A 17,349-nucleotide genomic window follows, 5' to 3' on the forward strand; every position below is an offset into this window, starting at 1 on the left:
CATGACCAGACACTATGACATCATCATCGCTGGCGGCGGTGTAATTGGCGCCTCTTGCGCCTACCAGCTGTCCAAGCGCGGCAATTTGCGTATCGCGCTGATCGACAGCAAGCGTCCAGGCAACGCGACCCGTGCGTCGGCGGGCGGATTGTGGGCCATTGGTGAATCAGTGGGGCTTGGCTGCGGGGTGATTTTCTTTCGCATGATGTCCTCGCTCAGCAAGCGCGAGGCCAACGGTGCAGCGGTGGTGGTCGATGCAAGCACGCCGCATATCCTGCCGGACTGTTTCTTCGATTTTGCGTTGCAGTCCAATGCGATGTATCCACAGCTGCATCGCGAACTGATCGAGCGTCACGGCATGGACTTCAAGTTCGAACGTACCGGGCTCAAGTACATCCTCCAGGACGAAGAGGATCAATGCTACGCCGAGCATATCGTGCGGCAGATCCCCCACCTGGCCGATCAGGTGCGCTGGCTCGACCGGGCGGCCCTGCGCGCGGCGGAACCTGCTGTCACGTTGCGGGCCAATGGCGCTCTGGAGTTCCTGTGCGATCACCAGGTCAGCCCATTTCGCCTGGGCGATGCGTTTCTCGAAGCGGCGCGGCAGAACGGTGTCGATCTCTACCCCAACGTCGATGTCAGTGGCGTGCTGCATCAGGGCGGGCGTATCCAGGGCGTGTGCACCGAGCAGGCGGGCGAGTTTCACTGCGATACGCTGATCAATGCTGCTGGCGCCTGGGCGGCGCAACTCAGCGAATGGGCGACCGGGCAGAGCATTCCGGTCAAGCCGGTGAAAGGGCAGATCGTCCTGACCGAACGGCTGCCCAAGTTGCTTGAAGGCTGCATCACCACCAGTGACTGCTACATGGCGCAGAAGGACAACGGTGAAATCCTGATCGGCAGCACTACCGAGGAGAAGGGCTTCGATGTCAGCAACACCTTCCCCGAAATCAGTGCGTTGGTGCAGGGTGCCGTGCGCTGTGTGCCTCAGCTGGCGCAGGTGAACCTTAAACGCACCTGGGCCGGTTTGCGGCCGGGATCGCCGGACGAGCTGCCGATCCTCGGACCTGTGGATAATGTCGCGGGCTACTTCAATGCCTGTGGACACTTCCGTACCGGCATTCTGACCTCGGCGATCACTGGGGTCGTGCTGGACAAAGTTATCCACAATGAGGCGTTGCCGCTGGATATCACGCCGTTCCTGGCGTCGAGGTTCACCAGCGGGGCGGCGTGAAAGGCCAATAAGAACGCGGGCACGCCGGCAGTTTACACCGACGTGCCCATGTTGGCCGGCGTCAGAGGATCAGATCTGCATCGCCATCCTATCCACACCCATCGCCGCCTGGTGCAGGGCTTCTGAGCCGGTGGCGACTGGGATGTGAGACAGCGCAGTGGGCAAGGTCAGTCCGAGCGGGATAAGCTGCATACAATCTGCTGGCCAAGCGTTCCAGGCCCTGCGCAGCACGGTCGTGATGACCGGAAACTTCGTACGAATGAACTACCCTCATCCGATGGCGTCGCAACAGTAACGCTGCGATGTCCTGTCCAGAATGAAGGGAGGGTCATGAATGCTTGCGCAACTTCCACCTGCGTTGCAGAGCCTGCACTTGCCTTTGCGCGTGAAGCTATGGGATGGCAATCAGTTCGATCTTGGGCCAAGCCCGCAGGTCACCATACTGGTCAAGGAGCCCCAACTGATCAGCCAGCTCACGCACCCTAACCTGGACGAGCTTGGCTCGGCGTTCGTTGAAGGCAAGCTTGAGCTTGAGGGGGATATCGGCGAGGTCATTCGCGTCTGCGACGAACTCAGTGAAGCACTGCTCACGGACGAACAGGACGTACTGCCGGTGCGCACCGCTCACGACAAGCGCACGGACGCTGAGGCGATTTCCTACCACTACGACCTTTCCAATGCGTTCTACCAGCTATGGCTGGACCCGGACATGGTCTATTCCTGCGCCTACTTCAAGGCGCCCGACAATACCCTGGCCCAAGCCCAACAGGACAAGTTCGACCACCTGTGCCGCAAGCTGCGCCTGCAAGACGGCGACTACCTGCTGGATGTCGGCTGCGGCTGGGGCGGCCTTTCGCGCTTCGCTGCCCGCGAGTACGGCGCCAAGGTGTTCGGCATCACCTTGAGCAAGGAGCAACTGAAACTAGCGCGGCAACGGGTGAAGGACGAAGGATTGGCCAACAAGGTCGACTTGCAGATCCTCGATTACCGCGACCTGCCGCAGGACGGCCGCTTCGATAAAGTCGTCAGCGTCGGGATGTTCGAGCACGTCGGCCATGCCAACCTGGCACTGTATTGCCAGCGCCTGTTCGGTGCGGTGCGCGAAGGGGGCTTGGTGATGAACCACGGCATCACTGCCAAGCACATCGATGGCCGTCCGGTGGGCCGTGGTGCGGGCGAGTTCATCGACCGTTACGTCTTCCCCCATGGGGAGTTGCCGCATCTGTCGATGATCACCGCGAGCATCTGCGAGACAGGCCTGGAGGTGGTGGATGTGGAGAGCCTGCGCCTGCACTACGCCAAGACGCTCAACCACTGGAGCGAGAACCTGGAGAACCAGTTGCAGCGCGCTGCTGCATTGGTGCCGGAAAAGACCTTGCGGATCTGGCGACTGTACCTGGCCGGTTGCGCCTATGCCTTTACCAAGGGCTGGATCAACCTGCATCAGATCCTCGCGGTGAAGCCGTTCGCTGACGGTCGGCATGACCTACCGTGGACCCGTGAGGACCTTTATCGCTGATCGCCTGGGCGCTGCCGGGCCCCTGCGCGGGGCCGGCGCAGGCTTACAGGATCGGTGAAATCAGCCGCGCGATACGCATGCCCAGTTGTTGCAAGCGATGGGTGTCGCGACTGTCTTCGGCGCTGATCTCCCTGGCGTGCTCGAAGTCATGCAGCAGCATCTGCTCGACCTGATCGGCGAAGGCGCGGTCGATGGTCAGCAGGGTGATCTCGAAATTCAGGCGGAAGGAGCGGTTATCCAGGTTGGCGCTGCCAATGGCGCTGACTTCGTCGTCCACCAGTACCACTTTCTGGTGCAGGAAACCCGGCTGATACCTGAACATCCGCACTCCCGCACGTACCGCCTCGAAGGCGAACAGGCTGGACGCGGCGTAGACGATGCGATGATCGGGCCGCGAGGGGATCAGGATGCGCACATCCACGCCGCGTAGCACTGCCAGGCGCAGGGCGGCGAAAACCGCCTCGTCGGGGATGAAGTATGGGCTGGTGATCCATACCCGGTGGGAGGCCGAGTGAATGGCTTCGAGGAAGAACAGCGCGCAGGTCTCCTGTGGGTCGGCCGGGCCGCTGGCCAGGGCCTGGCAGAGGACGCCATCCTCAGGGTATGTGTCGGGGAGAATCAGCGGTGGCAACTGACGCGTGGCCCAATACCAGTCTTCGGCGAACGACTCCTGCAAACAGGCCAGCACCGGACCGCTGATCTGAACATGCGTGTCGCGCCAAGGCGATAGCTGTGGGTGGCCCCCCAAGTACTCGTCACCCACATTATGCCCACCCAGAAATCCTGTCAGGCCATCTACCACCACGATCTTGCGATGGTTGCGGAAGTTGACCTGAAAGCGGTTGAACCAGCCTCGGCGCGTGGCGAACGCCTGGATCTGCACGCCGCCGTCGCGCAGGGTCTGGCTGTAGCGCGCGGGCAGGGCATGGCTGCCGACCCGGTCGTACAGCACGTACACCCGCACCCCTTCGGCGGCCTTGCGCAGCAACAGCTGCTGTAACTGCTGGCCAAGTACGTCGTCATGGATGATGAAAAACTGCACCAGTACCGTGTCGTGGGCATGCTCAATGGCGGCGAAGATCGCCTCGAAGGTTGCCTTGCCATCGATCAGCAGCTTGACCTGGTTGTTGGCCAGGCATGGCATGCGCCCCAGCTTGGGCATCGCGCGCAGCGCCGCATAGCTGTCCGACTCGCGAGCGGTCAGGGCCTCCTCGACCCAAGGTCGCCAGTTGAGGCTGGCCATAGCCACGTGCATTTCCTGGTTGGCCTGACGTCGCGCCTGGATATACGCATAGAACGAACGGGCGCCGAAGACCAGATATGGGATCAGCGCCAGATAGGGAATGAAGAACAGTGGCATTGCCCAGGCGATCGCGCCTTGGGCAGTACGCACGGTGAACACCGCGTGCAAGGCCGCGATGATGCCGATGAGATGGATCAGGCCGAGCACGTAACCGAAGAAGTAGGGGCTGTGGTAATCCATACGCATCCTGCTTGCCGAGAGTACTGCTGCCTAACAGATCACGTTCATGGGGGTGGCTGCAACCTGCGGGCTAAAATGACGTCTAACGGCACAGTCCGGCCAGTGCCGGTATTTCGAGGAGCGTTGATCCATGAAGAATCGTCTGCCACTGCTTGCCCTGATCCTGGGATTAGGTAGCCCGTTGGTGCACGCGCAGATGTTGCAACCCGGCTTGTGGGAGCTGACCACCAGCAACATGCAGGTCGATGGCAAGCCGCTGCCGGACATGGAGTTCATGCTAGGCCAGCTGAAGAACCTGCCGCCCGAGCAACGGGCGATGATGGAGGGTGTGCTGGCCAAGCAAGGCATCACCGTGGCCGGCAAGGGCGTGCGCTCGTGCCTGACACCGGAGCAGGTCAAGACCGATGACATCCCGCTGCAGGATCCCCAGTCCGGCTGCACTCAGAAGATTACCGAACGCACGGGTAATGTGTGGAAGTTCCAGTTCAGCTGCCCCAAGGCTCAGGGACAGGGGCAGGCGACCTTCCTCAGCGACCGTGAATTCCTGACCAAGGTGAACGGCACCTTCAATGCCTCTGGTGTGCAACAGCAGGGCAGCATGGACACCCGGGCGGTCTGGCTGGGCAGTGATTGCGGTAGCGTGAAGCCGCACACCTGATTACCAGCGCCACTGACTGGTGGCCACCGCGTCGTGGGCATGCAGGCTCTCTGCATGCTCCACGCGCAGCCGGAATCCGCTGACCCCATCCGCCTGGCGCAAGGCCAGGTGCAGGCGCCGCGCCGCATCCTCACAGAACATCAGGTTTTGGCCGTTGGCCAAAGCGAATGCCTGCTCGTCCGCGCGTTTTACTGCCGTCTGCACCGCAGTGCCGAGAGCAGCTTCAGCCTGGTCAATCAGCTCGGTGAGCCGAAACTCATCGGCGTCGAGACGCACCTGTAGCTTGGCCAAGCTGCGCTGGCTGTGGGGTGTGGCGACGATGCCGGTGCTGCTGCCCAGCCATTGGTGTACGCGGTGCCGCTCCAGTGTGCTGGCCGTGAAGTCCCGCTCGAATTGCGCCTGAATCAGTTGCCGGGCGAGGGCCGCCGAACAGGGACAGGTGGAGGAGTAGGGGATGTCTACGGATAGTTCCACGTGGAACATTTCGTCTTCCAGGCGTGCATCGAGGCTGACCGGATACTGCTTCCAGCCGGCCAGCGGGCTGACCAGTGCGGCGCGTTTGAGCATGTGAGCGAACCGCAGGCGCAGGTAGGCGCGTCTTGCAAGGCCTTCGTGGCTGGCCAGAAAACACTCCAGCACCTGATGCAGCAACGGCCTGCTCAAGGCTTGCTGTTCCAGCCGTTCCAGTGCCAGGTACAACCGCGACATATGAATGCCGCGGGCACTGCCCTCATCCAGGCTGACGCCGGCGTCGGCGTATGCGTTCAGGTGTCGTCCTTCGAACTGTACGGGCAGGGCGATACCGCACATCCCCACCCAATCCAGGGGCAGGGATTGCTCGCTGCTTTGTGCGGCGATATCAGGGAGGGTGAAGTGGGTCATGGCATACATCCTGGAAGGTAATTTCAGCGGCAACCGCCGATGAGGCTGCAATGAAGATCGAAGCGCTGGCCGCTGGAGCTGGATACACGGTTGAGCGTGGTCCAGCCGATGCGCCGGCTGTACCCGACCCAGGCCTCGCCGTCGCTGGCCAGGCCGGTGAAGAAGGTCAACGCGCCATAGCGGCTGTTGGTCTGTGCCCACAGGCGCTTGCTGGCCTGCTCGTAGCCGCGCAGGTAGAAGGTGCTGCCTTCGGTACGCACGCTGTAGTAATTGCCTTTGTGGTCCTGGCAGGCGAGTAGGGTCGCGCTGCGCGTGCACAGCGCCAGGTCGGTGCGGGGCATGGCGAATAAGGGCAGCGGCAGTGCGGCCAGCAGTGCCAAGGCACAGGACAATTTCATCGATGACGCTCTCCAGACAACCGTTCGGTGGGAACGGCTTGGCCAAAGTGTATTGTTACACTATAACATTGTGCAACGCATCGTTTCGAATGCACCTGCCCGATGAGGTCCGCCATGCCCAACCGCTTACCTGTCACCGTACTTTCCGGCTTCCTCGGTGCCGGCAAGAGCACATTGCTCAACCATGTCCTGCGTAACCGCGACAACTTGCGCGTCGCGGTGATCGTCAATGACATGAGCGAAATCAACATCGATGCCAGCGAGGTGCAGCGCAACGTCAGTTTGAACCGCGCTGAAGAGAAGCTGGTGGAGATGAGCAACGGCTGCATCTGCTGCACCTTGCGCGAAGACCTGCTGGAAGAGGTGGCACGCTTGGCACGCGAGGGCCGCTTCGATTACCTGCTGATCGAATCGACCGGTATTTCCGAGCCGCTGCCGGTGGCCGAGACGTTCACCTTCCGTGACGAGCAAGGTCGCAGCCTATCGGACATGGCGCGCTTGGACACGATGGTCACGGTGGTCGATGGCCTGAACTTCCTGAACGATTATCAGGCGGCCGACAGCTTGGCGAGCCGCGGTGAAACCTTGGGCGAGGAGGACGAGCGTTCGATCAGCGACTTGTTGATCGAGCAGGTAGAGTTCGCCGATGTGTTGTTGCTGAGCAAGATCGACTTGATCAGCCAAGCTGAGCGTGAAGAACTCATGGCTATCCTGCGTCGCCTCAACCCTCGAGCGCAGATCGTTCCGATGGTGATGGGTCAGGTGGCTTTGTCGCGCATCCTCGACACCGGTCTGTTCGACTTCGAGCAGGCTGCCCAGGCGCCGGGGTGGCTTCAGGAGTTGCGCGGCACGCACCTCCCGGAGACCGAGGAGTACGGCATTGCCGCTACCACCTGGCAGGCCCGTCGTCCCCTGCATCCGCAGCGCTTCTTCGACTTTATCCACAAGCCGTGGAGCAACGGTCGGCTGCTGCGCTCCAAGGGATTCTTCTGGCTGGCCAGCAAGTACCAGGAGGCTGGGAGTTGGTCGCAGGCTGGCGGCATGATGCGCCATGGCCTGGCCGGGCGTTGGTGGCGGTTCGTGCCACGGGAGCAGTGGCCACAGGATGAGGCCGACACCGTAGAAATCCTCAAGCACTGGTCCGCCGAGAGCGGTGATTGCCGGCAGGAGCTGGTGTTCATCGGGCAGAACATCGACTTCGAAAAATTATCCACAGCGCTGGAAGCCTGTTTGCTCAGCGACGAGGAAATGGCTCTCGGTCCGATGGCCTGGCGGGGCTTGGCGGACCCGTTCGGTCCCTGGGTCGAGGAGATGGCAGCGTGAGGTTGGCGCCCAAGTCTGTGGATATCTGCCAGGTGATGGCGACTTCGGCGCAGGTGATGACCGATATTTTGCGCGACGACGTCAATTTGGCCATCTGGCAGCGGCAGTTGCCGGCCCAAGTCGAGGATTTCGCTGCGCTGGTGCTCAGCCTGGGCCAGGCGCTGGCCGACGAGCGAGAAATCGATGTGGACGAGCAACAGCCGCCTCGCCTTGAGGGCTTGCTGCGTGAGGCGGCCGACCTGCATGGCTATGCAGGATTCGTCGCCGACGTCGAGTGGCTGGTGGCGGCGTACACCTGCCTGCTGGGGGCCCGCCGCATTGGCTTGCGCCTGCGGGTGCTGGACGGCGCCATGTGCCCACGTTTTCACGTGGACCATGTGCCGCTGCGATTGTTGACCACCTACAGCGGTGCGGGGAGCGAATGGCTTGAAGAGGGCATGATCGATCGACGACGCCTGCTCAGCGCTCCGCCGCCTGTGGATAACATTCAGCGTCTGTTGACTGGCGAGGTGGCATTGCTCAAGGGTGAGAAGTGGCAAGGCAACGAGGGCCGGGGGCTTATCCACCGGTCCCCGCTGACCCCTGTTGGCCAACGCCGCTTATTGTTGAGCTTGGATTGGTTGGGCTGAGGGGACAGCCGTGGCTTGCCCCGCGACGCGTTCAATGCTCCTATCGCGGGCACGCCGTCGCTCTTACAAGGTGCCACCTGACGATGTTGCAGAACATTCCCACCCACGTGATCGCCGGGCCCCTGGGCGCCGGCAAGACCAGCCTGATTCGTCACCTGTTGGCACAACGCCCGGCCAGCGAGCGCTGGGCGGTGCTGGTCAACGAGTTCGGCCAGGTTGGTCTGGATGCTGCCTTGCTGGCGTGCGATGACGACGGTATCGCCATTGGCGAGGTGGCTGGCGGTTGCCTGTGTTGTGTCAACGGCATGCCCTTTCAGGTCGGCTTGGGTCGACTACTGCGCAAAGCCCGACCGGACCGGGTGTTCATCGAGCCCTCGGGGCTCGGCCATCCGCTTCAACTGTTGCAGCAGCTGGGGCAGTCGCCTTGGGCGGGAGTGTTGGCTGTGCAGCCTCTGCTGATGGTGCTGGACGCTCAAGCGCTGGCGCGCGGTGAGCGTCTGGCGCAGGCTCAGCAAGCGGCATTGGCAATGACTGCGCTGCTGGTATTCAACAAGTCGGACTCTGTGGACGACGCGCATCGCCTGTTGATAACCAAGGCCTTGCCGGACATTCGGGCGTTTTGGACTACCCAAGGTACTTTGCCGCTGAATCTGCTGCCAGGTTTTTCCACCGTCGGCGAGCGTACAGCCGCGCTTTCCAGGCTGCCTGTGGACAACTCACCTATCGTCCCGGCTGCATTGTGGACAGACCCCACTCAGCCAATTTGCCAGGCGCAGGCAGGCGAGGGCGGCTGGAGTGTCGGTTGGCGCTGGCACCCGACGCAGCGCTTCGATCTGGCGCACCTACAACGCTTTCTGCATCACTGGGCGTGGCAGCGTGCCAAGGGGGTTATCCACAGTCCGGGCGGGTGGCAGTCGTTCAACAGCCTCGCGGGTGCCGATGTGCAGTGGCAGCCGAGCGAATGGCGCAAGGATTCACGCCTGGAGCTGATCTTCGATGCGCCACAGCCTTTGGCAGACCTGCAAGCGGGGCTGGCAGCGTGCAGGCTGCACAGCTGATCAGTTGCGCCAGCGGTTATGTTCCTGGCGCCACTGCTGCATCTCGATCACATTGTCGGTACGTGGTGGGGTCTTGATCTCGAACGGGTAGGGAGCCAGCTCGATGTGCAGGGTGTGTGCCCCGAACTGGGTGACCGTGCCGGGGTGGCGCTGCTCGCCGGTGACCGTGAACTCGAAGTTGTAGATGCGCGCCAGGCGTTTCTTGCCGTTAGCGTCACGCACGAAGCCGATGCGCTTGAGCGCCACCGCGTCGTCGAGCAGTTCCAGGTCGAGCTTGGCGCAATGTTGCTTGACCCGCGCCAGGGCCTTTTCGCGCAGCCCATGGTTGTGCCACAGCCAGGCGCCTGCGGTCGCCACCAGCATCAGGACGAAAAGGTTTTCCAGGGTCAGCATTTGCGTTCGCTCCAGACAGGTCGATCCAGCTTAACTGCGTCTCTGGCCTGTCGTACAGATGGCATTCGGGTTCATACTGCGGGCCGCACATTTTTCACATGGTTTCGGAAACTTCCTGCATGAAACGTACGCCGCACCTGCTCGCCATCCAGTCCCACGTCGTCTTCGGGCACGCCGGCAACAGCGCCGCGGTGTTTCCCATGCAGCGGGTGGGGGTCAATGTCTGGCCGCTCAACACCGTACAGTTCTCCAACCACACTCAGTATGGACAGTGGGCCGGAGAAGTGCTCGCCCCAGCGCAAATTCCTGCGTTGGTGGAAGGCATTTGCAATATCGGCGAGTTGGGCAACTGTGACGCCGTGCTGTCGGGGTACCTGGGCAGTGCCGAGCAGGGCCGGGCGATCCTGGCTGGGGTGGCGCGGATCAAGGCCGCCAACCCCAAGGCGCTGTACCTGTGCGATCCGGTGATGGGGCATGCCGAGAAGGGTTGCGTGGTTCCGGCCGAGGTCAGCGACTTCCTGCTCTACGAGGCCGTGGCACAGGCCGATATCCTCTGCCCCAACCAACTGGAGCTGGACAGCTTTTGTGGCCGCCGCGCCGAGTCGCTGGCGGACTGCGTGGGCATGGCCCGCAGCCTACTGGCCCGTGGACCAAAGGTGGTGCTGGTCAAGCACCTGAACTACCCCGGTCGTGCGCAGGATGCGTTCGAGATGTTGCTGGTGAGCGCCCAAGGCAGCTGGCACCTGCGCAGGCCGCTGCTGGCCTTCCCGCGCCAGCCAGTGGGCGTTGGCGATCTGACCTCGGGCCTGTTCCTGGCCCGCGTGCTGCTGGGCGATGACTGGGTGCAGGCCTTCGAGTTCACGGCAGCTGCCGTGCATGAGGTGCTGCTCGAAACCCAGGCCTGCGCCAGCTACGAGTTGCAGCCGGTGCGGGCCCAGGACCGTATCGCCCATCCGCGGGTGCGCTTCGAGGCGCAGCGGATCAACCTCTGAGCCGAGGTGGCGCGCACTGTAGGAGCGGCCTTGCCGGGGCCTAGCCCATCGCGGCGCAAGGCCGCTCCTACAAAGACCGTGTTAAGCCAACGAGTGGTGTTGCCGATCAGATCGAATCGGCCTTCAGGTTCTGGTAGCGCTGCTCCAGTTCCTGGCGGATCTGGCGGCGCTGCTGGCCTTGCAGGAAGCGGCGCTTCTCTTCGGCGGTTTCGGGCTGGCGGGGAGGGACCTGCACCGGGCGGCGGTTATCGTCCACCGCGACCATGGTAAAGAAGCAACTGTTGGAATGGCGTACCGAGCGCTCGCGGATATTCTCGGTCACCACCTTGATGCCTACTTCCATCGACGTATTGCCGGTGTAGTTGACCGAGGCCAGGAATGTCACCAGCTCGCCCACGTGCACGGGCTCGCGGAAGATCACCTGGTCCACCGACAGGGTCACGCAGTAGCTGCCGGCATAGCGGCTCGCGCAAGCGTAGGCAACTTCATCGAGATACTTGAGCAGGGTGCCGCCATGTACGTTGCCAGAGAAGTTGGCCATGTCCGGGGTCATCAGGACAGTCATCGACAACTGGGCGTTTCCAGGTTCCATAGTGAGCTCACGGTGAGGTTGCGCTGAAACGGGGCGGGTATCTGCTGACACTTCTGTTCCCCTCTTTGAGGTTTCCCATCCTGTTACGGGACGTCGCCTGACGCGCCGTCGTCACGCCGATCTTGCCACCAACGGCGCTGGATCTGCCGATCTGTTTCCGCATATTGCACAGGCAATGTGCAGCGAGACGCAATGTTAACCTGACAGCACCCATGCAACGTGGGCTTTTCCACCTATCACTACAGTATGTGTCTGCTTCCAGTTTCAGAGCGATCTGGCAGAGGAGTGGTCGGCCCGTGCATCGAGACAAGGAGTATTCACGCCATGCATGCCATCAGCTTCATCCAGGACCTGGCAGTGATCATGCTGGTCGCCGGGGTGGTGACCATTCTCTTCCATCGTCTCAAGCAGCCAGTGGTGCTGGGCTATATCGTCGCTGGCTTCATCATTGGCCCGCACACCCCACCTTTCGGGCTTATCCATGATGAGGACACGATCAAGACCCTCGCCGAACTGGGCGTGATCTTCCTGATGTTCTGCCTGGGCCTGGAATTCAGCCTGCGCAAGTTGTTCAAGGTGGGCGCCACGGCGTTCATCGCGGCGTTCCTGGAAATCGTCCTGATGATCTGGATCGGCTTCGAGATCGGCCGCTGGTTCGGCTGGAGCACCATGGACTCGCTGTTCCTCGGCGCGATCCTGGCGATCTCTTCGACCACCATCATCGTCAAGGCGCTCAATGACCTGAAGATGAAGAACGAGCGCTTCGCCCAGCTGATCTTCGGGGTATTGATCGTCGAGGACATCCTCGGCATTGGCATCATCGCGCTGCTGTCGGGTATCGCCGTCAGCGGCACGGTGAGTTCGGGTGAAGTGTTCTCCACCGTCGGCAAGCTATCGCTGTTCATGATCGTCGCGCTGGTGATCGGTATTCTGCTGGTGCCACGCTTGTTGGCCTATGTGGCCAAGTTCGAAAGCAACGAGATGCTGCTGATCACCGTGCTGGGGCTGTGCTTCGGTTTCTGCCTGCTGGTGGTCAAGCTCGAGTACAGCATGGTGCTGGGCGCCTTCCTGATCGGCGCGATCATGGCCGAATCTCGCGAGCTGCTGAAGATCGAACGTTTGATCGAGCCGGTTCGCGACCTGTTCAGTGCCATTTTCTTCGTCGCCATCGGCCTGATGATCGACCCTGCGATTCTGATCGAGTATGCCTGGCCGATCATGGTGATCACCCTGGCCGTGGTGCTAGGCAAGATGCTCTCGTGCGGCATGGGCGCGTTCATTGCCGGCAACGATGGACGCACCTCGCTGCGCGTCGGCATGGGGCTTTCACAGATTGGCGAATTTTCGTTCATCATCGCGGCGCTGGGCATGACCTTGCAGGTCACCAGCGACTTCCTCTACCCGGTTGCCGTCGCAGTGTCGGCCATCACCACCTTGTTGACGCCGTACCTGATCCGCGCGGCGGATCCGCTGTCGATTCGCCTAGGTAAGGTCGTCCCTAGTCGTCTGTCCCGGGTACTGTCGTTGTACGGCGAATGGCTGCGCAGCATCCAGCCCCAGGGTGAAGGTGCCATGCTGGCGGCGATGATCCGGCGCATCCTGTTGCAGGTGGGGGTCAATCTCGCGCTGGTGATCGCAATCTTCTTCAGCGGCGGCTACTTTGCCGGGCGCATCGCGGCTTGGCTGAGTGAATGGGTGGTCGACGTCGGCCAGCAGAAGGCGCTGATCTGGGGCGCGGCGCTGCTGCTGTCGCTGCCGTTCCTGATCGCGGCGTACCGCAAGCTCAAGGCACTGTCGATGCTGCTGGCGGAAATGGGCGTCAAGCCGGAGATGGCCGGGCGTCATACCCAGCGTGTGCGCCGGGTGATCGCCGAGGTGATTCCGCTGTTGTCGCTGTTGGTGATCTTCCTGCTGCTGGCGGCGCTGTCGGCGAGCATCTTGCCGACCAGCGAGCTGCTGCTGATCATCGTGGTGGTGGCGGCGGGGGTGGTAGCCCTGCTATGGCGCTGGTTCATCCGCGTGCATACACGCATGCAGATTGCCTTGCTGGAGACGCTGGAGAACCACCGCGATCATTCGCATTGAGCGTAACGAGCGCTTTCTGCGCAAGATTTCATCGTCGTCCGAGGGGATGGAGCGGTAGCGATGTCGCCAGGCGCAGAAAGCCTGGCGATTTTACGCAGTTGGTGGCCATGGGCTACTATTTTATGCGGATAATGCTCATTCAGCTTTCCAGCCAGACGTCCCGGGCCCAGTGCCAAACCGATTCCCAGCTCTCCTCGGTGACGATTTCTTCATCGCCGGACCACAGCACCACGGTGCCGTCTTCTTCCACGCAATAGTAGTCGTCGCCGTCCTGGCAGAGCGGGATGAGGTCGCGCGGTACGCCGGCATCCCAGGCGTTGGCGGCCACGTCTGGCAGGTAGGTATGCGATTGTGGGTCTGTAACGGTCACCGGCTCCAAGCTGCCATAGACGACATCGCTAACAGTGAGCAGGTATTCCTTGAATACGAAAGGAATGTTGATGAACAGCTGTTCTTCGATTTCGACCAGTTGATCTTCATCGGGAAGTTCGAGCGGTACCGGTACCGGCTCGCTTGCTTCTCGGAGTTGTTCGATCACTTCTTCCACGGTTCACGTCCTCTAGCCTTGATGACAACGCTGCGCGTTATACCCTAGTAGCCCGCTCTGGCAAAAGCAAAAACCCCGGGACAGGCCCGGGGTTTTGTGTGCAACGTGCGGCGGTTAACCGTTCTGGCGGATACCGGCCAGCATCCAGGGCTGGTTTTCGCCCTGGGCGCGTTCCATGTGCCAGCTTTCGTTGAACGCTTCGCCTTGGTCGAAACGCGAGGACTTCGACACGCCACGGAAGGTGAGGGTGGCGATGGTCTTGTCGGCGCGATCTTCGACGCCTTCCAGTTGCACATCAAGGTCGTCGATGTAGGTGGACTGGAAGCCATCGCCTTGCTCGGCACGCTCGCGCTTGAGGAACTCAAGCATCTGCGGGGTGACGAATTCGGCGATCTTGTCCATCTCGTTGGCGTCCCAGTGCTGCTGCAGCGACTGGAAGTGCGAACGGGCGGCGGCCAGGAAGCTGGCCTCGTTGAACCAGGCTGGCGCATTGATCACTGGGGCGGCAGCAGGGGCTGCGGAACCACCGAAGATCGACTGCGGTGCGGCCTGAGGCTGCACTTCACGCTGATACGGCGCGTGGCCGGCGGCAGCGACTTGCGGCTGCTGCTGACGACGACGCGCGGCAATGAAGCGGAACACCAGGAAGGCAACCAGGCCCATCAGCAGGAAGTCGAGGATCTGCATACCCTCGAAGCCGTCACCCATGAACATGGAGGCCAGCAGGCCCCCGGCGGCGATACCGGCCAGAGGGCCCAACCAGCGCGAAGCGCCGCTGGCGGCGGCAGGGGCACGGCCCGGAGCGGTCGGGGCGGCAGCTGGCGTGGCCGGTGCGGCCTGGCGGGTTTGGTGGATCGGCGCGGAGCCCGAGCTCTTGCCGCCACCGAAGCGCTTGGCGGCGTTGGCGTCGAGGCTCAGCGTCAGGCTGACGCAGAGCGCCAGAGCGATGCTAAGAAAACGTTGCATAAGTTGGGGGTTCCCATTTTGTGGATTGCACGCGCGCCATGGTGCACATGAAGGGGCAGACATGACCAGCGACAAGATGTTTCGAGCTTTTGCCTAACAGTCGGAAAGTTGGACAGCGGCTGTATGAAGGTTCAACAAAGGCGGCGGGCCCGCTCCAACGGAGCGGGCGCACCTCAGAGGGCTTCGAGCTTGGCGTAACCCAGCATCAGCCACTTGCTGCCTTCGGCGAAGTTCACCTGCACGCGGGCCTGGGCGCCAGAACCCTCGAAGTTGAGGATCACGCCTTCGCCGAACACAGCATGCTGCACGCGCTGGCCGAGGTTGAAGGCCGTCTGCGGAATATTGGCATTGGCGAACAGATTGCTGGCCGGCGCCTTGGCACCGCCGAACGGACGGCTGACGCTATTGGACAGGCGCACTTCCTGCACCAGCCCCGGCGGAATCTCGCGCACGAAGCGCGACACCTTGTTATAGGTCTCGCTGCCATACAGACGGCGGGTTTCGGCATAGGTCATGATCAGCTGGCGCATGGCCCGGGTGATGCCGACGTAGGCCAGGCGACGCTCTTCTTCAAGGCGGCCCGGTTCTTCGAGGCTCATCTTGTGCGGGAACAGGCCCTCTTCCATGCCGACCAGGAATACATAGTGGAACTCGAGACCCTTGGCACTGTGCAGGGTCATGAGCTGGATGCTGTCTTCATGTTCGTCGGCCTGGGTGTCGCCGGCTTCGAGCGAGGCATGACCCAGGAAGGCCGACAACGGCGACAAGTCTTCGTCCTCGTCGGTGGTCTCGAAGTTGCGCGCTGCGCTGACCAGTTCCTCAAGGTTTTCTACGCGTGCCTGGCCTTTCTCGCCCTTTTCTTCCTGGTGATAGATGATCAGCCCGGACTGCTCGATGACCGTCTGGGTCATCAGGTGCAGCGGCATGTCCGCGACTTTCGCCGCGAGGCTCTCGATCAGTTCGATGAACGCGCCCAACGCGCTGGCGGCACGGCCCTTGAGGGCCTTGGCAGCGAGCAACTGGCACATGGCTTCCCACATCGATAGCTGGCTGTGGCGGGCGTGGTCGCGGATCGCCTCGACGGTCTTCTCGCCAATGCCACGAGGCGGCACGTTGATGACCCGTTCGAGCGCTGCGTCGTTGCCGCGGCCTTCGAGCAGGCGCAGGTAGGCCATGGCGTTCTTGATTTCGGCACGTTCGAAGAAGCGCTGGCCGCCATAGATGCGGTATGGAATGCGCTCGCGCAGCAGGGCCTCTTCGAGCACCCGCGACTGGGCGTTGGAGCGGTACAGGATGGCTACTTCGTTACGCGCGTTGCCTTGCTTGATCAGGCTTTCGATGGTCTCGACCACGTAGCGCGCTTCGTCGTGCTCGTTGTAGGCGGCGTAGAGCGTCAGCGGCTCGCCTTCGCCCATGTCGGTCCACAGCTCCTTGCCCAGGCGGCCACTGTTGTTGGCGATCAGGGCGTTGGCGGCCTTTAGGATGCCGCCGGTGGAGCGGTAGTTCTGCTCCAGGCGGATCATCTCTGCGTCGGGGAAGTCGGCGGTGTACTGATGGATGTTCTCGATCTTCGCCCCGCGCCAGCCGTAAATCGACTGGTCGTCGTCACCCACCGCCATGAGGCTGTCGCCCCCGGCGCCGAGCAGGCGCAGCCAGGCGTACTGCACGGCGTTGGTATCCTGGAACTCGTCCACCAGAATATGGCGGAAGCGGCGCTGGTAGTGCTGCAGCAGGCCAGGCTGGTCACGCCACAGGTCGAGTGCACGCAGCAGCAGCTCGGAGAAGTCGATCACCCCGGCGCGCTCGCAGGCCTGCTCGTAGGCGGCGTAGACATCGCGCATGGTGCTCAGGAACAGGTCGCCACTGGCTTGGATATGGCGCGGGCGCAGGCCCTCGTCCTTCTGCCCGTTGATGAACCACTGGGCCTGACGGGCCGGCCATTTCTGCTCATCCAGACCGAGCTCACGCATCACGCGCTTGATCAGGCGCTGTTGGTCGTCGCTGTCGAGAATCTGGAAATTCTGCACCAGCCCCGCTTCCTGCCAGTGTGCGCGCAACAGGCGGTGCGCCAGGCCGTGGAACGTGCCTACCCACATGCCGGCCGGGTTGATGCCCAGCAGTTGCTCGATACGCTGGCGCATCTCGGCGGCGGCCTTGTTGGTGAAGGTCACCGACAAGATCGAGTGCGGCGAGGCCTGTTCGACCTGGATCAGCCAGGCGATACGGTGCACCAGCACGCGGGTCTTGCCCGAGCCAGCGCCGGCCAGCACGAGTTGGCGCCCCACCGGGGCCGCTACGGCCTGGCGTTGAGCGTCGTTGAGGGAGTTCAGCAGGAGGGAGAGGTCATCTGTGTGCATCCAGCCATTCTAGGGCCGTGCGGGGGCAGGGGCAAACGCCCCCTGCGTAAATCATCCGGCGTCGGCTCGACCGTTCATCGGTGTGCCAGCGCGGGCCGCGTGGTTGAGCGGTCGCACTTAGACGGGCGAGACATTTTCGAGATCATGACGTACAGCAGTTTGGTCCGGCGCGACGCTTGTGTATGCTCCCTGCACATTTGCGGTCAGCCATATCAAGAACACAACAAGAAACC

The 17,349-nt window shown here is 62.3% G+C and carries 16 protein-coding genes; 8 read left to right on the top strand and 8 right to left on the bottom strand.

Annotated features, from left to right (window positions below; translation table 11 throughout):
• Position 1 precedes the first annotated feature (1 nt).
• Positions 2–1,234, top strand: a complete 1,233-nt coding sequence (hcnC, locus tag ACNFIC_RS08585) for a cyanide-forming glycine dehydrogenase subunit HcnC (protein ID WP_138220752.1) — start codon at positions 2–4, stop codon at positions 1,232–1,234.
• Positions 1,235–1,568: 334 nt separating this feature from the next.
• Positions 1,569–2,753 carry a C17 cyclopropane fatty acid synthase CfaB gene (gene cfaB / locus ACNFIC_RS08590; protein ID WP_416780769.1) on the top strand — a complete coding sequence of 395 codons (1,185 nt, stop codon included), beginning with the start codon at positions 1,569–1,571 and terminating at the stop codon, positions 2,751–2,753.
• 43 nt (positions 2,754–2,796) lie between these two features.
• On the opposite strand, the gene cls is transcribed toward cfaB, so the two are convergent.
• Entirely contained in the window at positions 2,797–4,236 is a 1,440-nt protein-coding gene (gene cls, locus ACNFIC_RS08595; RefSeq protein WP_138220750.1) for a cardiolipin synthase, read from the bottom strand.
• A 130-nt stretch (positions 4,237–4,366) separates the two neighbouring features.
• Between cls and ACNFIC_RS08600 the strand changes: the two genes are divergently transcribed.
• Positions 4,367–4,894 (top strand): DUF3617 domain-containing protein, encoded by a 528-nt coding sequence (locus tag ACNFIC_RS08600; protein ID WP_416780771.1) that lies wholly within the window; start codon positions 4,367–4,369, stop codon positions 4,892–4,894.
• On the opposite strand, the gene folE2 is transcribed toward ACNFIC_RS08600, so the two are convergent.
• Together folE2 and ACNFIC_RS08610 are read right to left on the bottom strand one after the other, a co-directional pair.
• Positions 4,895–5,776, bottom strand: coding sequence for a GTP cyclohydrolase FolE2 (gene folE2 / locus ACNFIC_RS08605; protein WP_416780773.1), 882 nt, complete (start codon positions 5,774–5,776; stop codon positions 4,895–4,897).
• Between the two features lie 23 nt (positions 5,777–5,799).
• Positions 5,800–6,174: a glutamine synthetase gene (locus ACNFIC_RS08610; protein ID WP_138220747.1), complete on the bottom strand. Its 375-nt coding sequence runs from the start codon at positions 6,172–6,174 to the stop codon at positions 5,800–5,802.
• 114 nt (positions 6,175–6,288) lie between these two features.
• On the opposite strand from ACNFIC_RS08610, the gene zigA reads away from it, so the two are divergent.
• The 3 genes from zigA (at position 6,289) to ACNFIC_RS08625 (ending at position 9,184) form a co-directional block, all read left to right on the top strand.
• Positions 6,289–7,497: a zinc metallochaperone GTPase ZigA gene (zigA, locus tag ACNFIC_RS08615; RefSeq protein WP_416780776.1), complete on the top strand. Its 1,209-nt coding sequence runs from the start codon at positions 6,289–6,291 to the stop codon at positions 7,495–7,497.
• Between the two features lie 35 nt (positions 7,498–7,532).
• A complete protein-coding gene (locus ACNFIC_RS08620) occupies positions 7,533–8,126 on the top strand; it encodes a DUF1826 domain-containing protein (protein WP_416780980.1) in 594 nt (197 codons plus the stop codon).
• An 83-nt stretch (positions 8,127–8,209) separates the two neighbouring features.
• Complete coding sequence (locus ACNFIC_RS08625; RefSeq protein ID WP_416780778.1) at positions 8,210–9,184, top strand: CobW family GTP-binding protein; 975 nt, start codon at positions 8,210–8,212, stop codon at positions 9,182–9,184.
• Here the strand turns inward: ACNFIC_RS08625 and ACNFIC_RS08630 are convergent, their stop codons facing one another.
• Positions 9,185–9,577, bottom strand: a complete 393-nt coding sequence (locus tag ACNFIC_RS08630) for a DUF3301 domain-containing protein (RefSeq protein ID WP_138220743.1) — start codon at positions 9,575–9,577, stop codon at positions 9,185–9,187.
• Positions 9,578–9,696: 119 nt separating this feature from the next.
• On the opposite strand from ACNFIC_RS08630, the gene pdxY reads away from it, so the two are divergent.
• Entirely contained in the window at positions 9,697–10,569 is an 873-nt protein-coding gene (pdxY, locus tag ACNFIC_RS08635) for a pyridoxal kinase PdxY (RefSeq protein WP_138220742.1), read from the top strand.
• A gap of 106 nt (positions 10,570–10,675) precedes the next feature.
• Here pdxY and ACNFIC_RS08640 read toward each other — a convergent pair whose 3' ends face one another.
• Complete coding sequence (locus tag ACNFIC_RS08640) at positions 10,676–11,161, bottom strand: acyl-CoA thioesterase (RefSeq protein WP_138220741.1); 486 nt, start codon at positions 11,159–11,161, stop codon at positions 10,676–10,678.
• Between the two features lie 324 nt (positions 11,162–11,485).
• Here ACNFIC_RS08640 and ACNFIC_RS08645 point away from each other — a divergent pair, with 324 nt between their 5' ends.
• A complete protein-coding gene (locus tag ACNFIC_RS08645; protein WP_138220740.1) occupies positions 11,486–13,246 on the top strand; it encodes a cation:proton antiporter in 1,761 nt (586 codons plus the stop codon).
• Positions 13,247–13,385: 139 nt separating this feature from the next.
• Here ACNFIC_RS08645 and ACNFIC_RS08650 read toward each other — a convergent pair whose 3' ends face one another.
• The 3 genes from ACNFIC_RS08650 to uvrD all read right to left on the bottom strand — a co-directional run bounded on the left by ACNFIC_RS08650 (position 13,386) and on the right by uvrD (position 17,116).
• Positions 13,386–13,793, bottom strand: a complete 408-nt coding sequence (locus ACNFIC_RS08650) for an SMI1/KNR4 family protein (RefSeq protein ID WP_138220739.1) — start codon at positions 13,791–13,793, stop codon at positions 13,386–13,388.
• A 114-nt stretch (positions 13,794–13,907) separates the two neighbouring features.
• Positions 13,908–14,759 carry a Tim44 domain-containing protein gene (locus ACNFIC_RS08655; protein WP_138220738.1) on the bottom strand — a complete coding sequence of 284 codons (852 nt, stop codon included), beginning with the start codon at positions 14,757–14,759 and terminating at the stop codon, positions 13,908–13,910.
• A 173-nt stretch (positions 14,760–14,932) separates the two neighbouring features.
• Positions 14,933–17,116 carry a DNA helicase II gene (gene uvrD, locus ACNFIC_RS08660; RefSeq protein ID WP_416780782.1) on the bottom strand — a complete coding sequence of 728 codons (2,184 nt, stop codon included), beginning with the start codon at positions 17,114–17,116 and terminating at the stop codon, positions 14,933–14,935.
• Between the last annotated feature and the right edge of the window lie 233 nt (positions 17,117–17,349).

This window comes from Pseudomonas sp. NY15463 (genome assembly GCF_048068415.1).
Lineage (GTDB): Bacteria > Pseudomonadota > Gammaproteobacteria > Pseudomonadales > Pseudomonadaceae > Aquipseudomonas > Aquipseudomonas mosselii_C.

Coding starts and splice junctions, on each gene's coding strand:
- hcnC (WP_138220752.1), top strand. CDS start 2: ATGACCAGACACTATGACATCATCATCGCTGGCGGCGGTGTAATTGGC.
- cfaB (WP_416780769.1), top strand. CDS start 1,569: ATGCTTGCGCAACTTCCACCTGCGTTGCAGAGCCTGCACTTGCCTTTG.
- cls (WP_138220750.1), bottom strand. CDS start 4,236: ATGGATTACCACAGCCCCTACTTCTTCGGTTACGTGCTCGGCCTGATC.
- ACNFIC_RS08600 (WP_416780771.1), top strand. CDS start 4,367: ATGAAGAATCGTCTGCCACTGCTTGCCCTGATCCTGGGATTAGGTAGC.
- folE2 (WP_416780773.1), bottom strand. CDS start 5,776: ATGACCCACTTCACCCTCCCTGATATCGCCGCACAAAGCAGCGAGCAA.
- ACNFIC_RS08610 (WP_138220747.1), bottom strand. CDS start 6,174: ATGAAATTGTCCTGTGCCTTGGCACTGCTGGCCGCACTGCCGCTGCCC.
- zigA (WP_416780776.1), top strand. CDS start 6,289: ATGCCCAACCGCTTACCTGTCACCGTACTTTCCGGCTTCCTCGGTGCC.
- ACNFIC_RS08620 (WP_416780980.1), top strand. CDS start 7,533: ATGGCGACTTCGGCGCAGGTGATGACCGATATTTTGCGCGACGACGTC.
- ACNFIC_RS08625 (WP_416780778.1), top strand. CDS start 8,210: ATGTTGCAGAACATTCCCACCCACGTGATCGCCGGGCCCCTGGGCGCC.
- ACNFIC_RS08630 (WP_138220743.1), bottom strand. CDS start 9,577: ATGCTGACCCTGGAAAACCTTTTCGTCCTGATGCTGGTGGCGACCGCA.
- pdxY (WP_138220742.1), top strand. CDS start 9,697: ATGAAACGTACGCCGCACCTGCTCGCCATCCAGTCCCACGTCGTCTTC.
- ACNFIC_RS08640 (WP_138220741.1), bottom strand. CDS start 11,161: ATGGAACCTGGAAACGCCCAGTTGTCGATGACTGTCCTGATGACCCCG.
- ACNFIC_RS08645 (WP_138220740.1), top strand. CDS start 11,486: ATGCATGCCATCAGCTTCATCCAGGACCTGGCAGTGATCATGCTGGTC.
- ACNFIC_RS08655 (WP_138220738.1), bottom strand. CDS start 14,759: ATGCAACGTTTTCTTAGCATCGCTCTGGCGCTCTGCGTCAGCCTGACG.
- uvrD (WP_416780782.1), bottom strand. CDS start 17,116: ATGCACACAGATGACCTCTCCCTCCTGCTGAACTCCCTCAACGACGCT.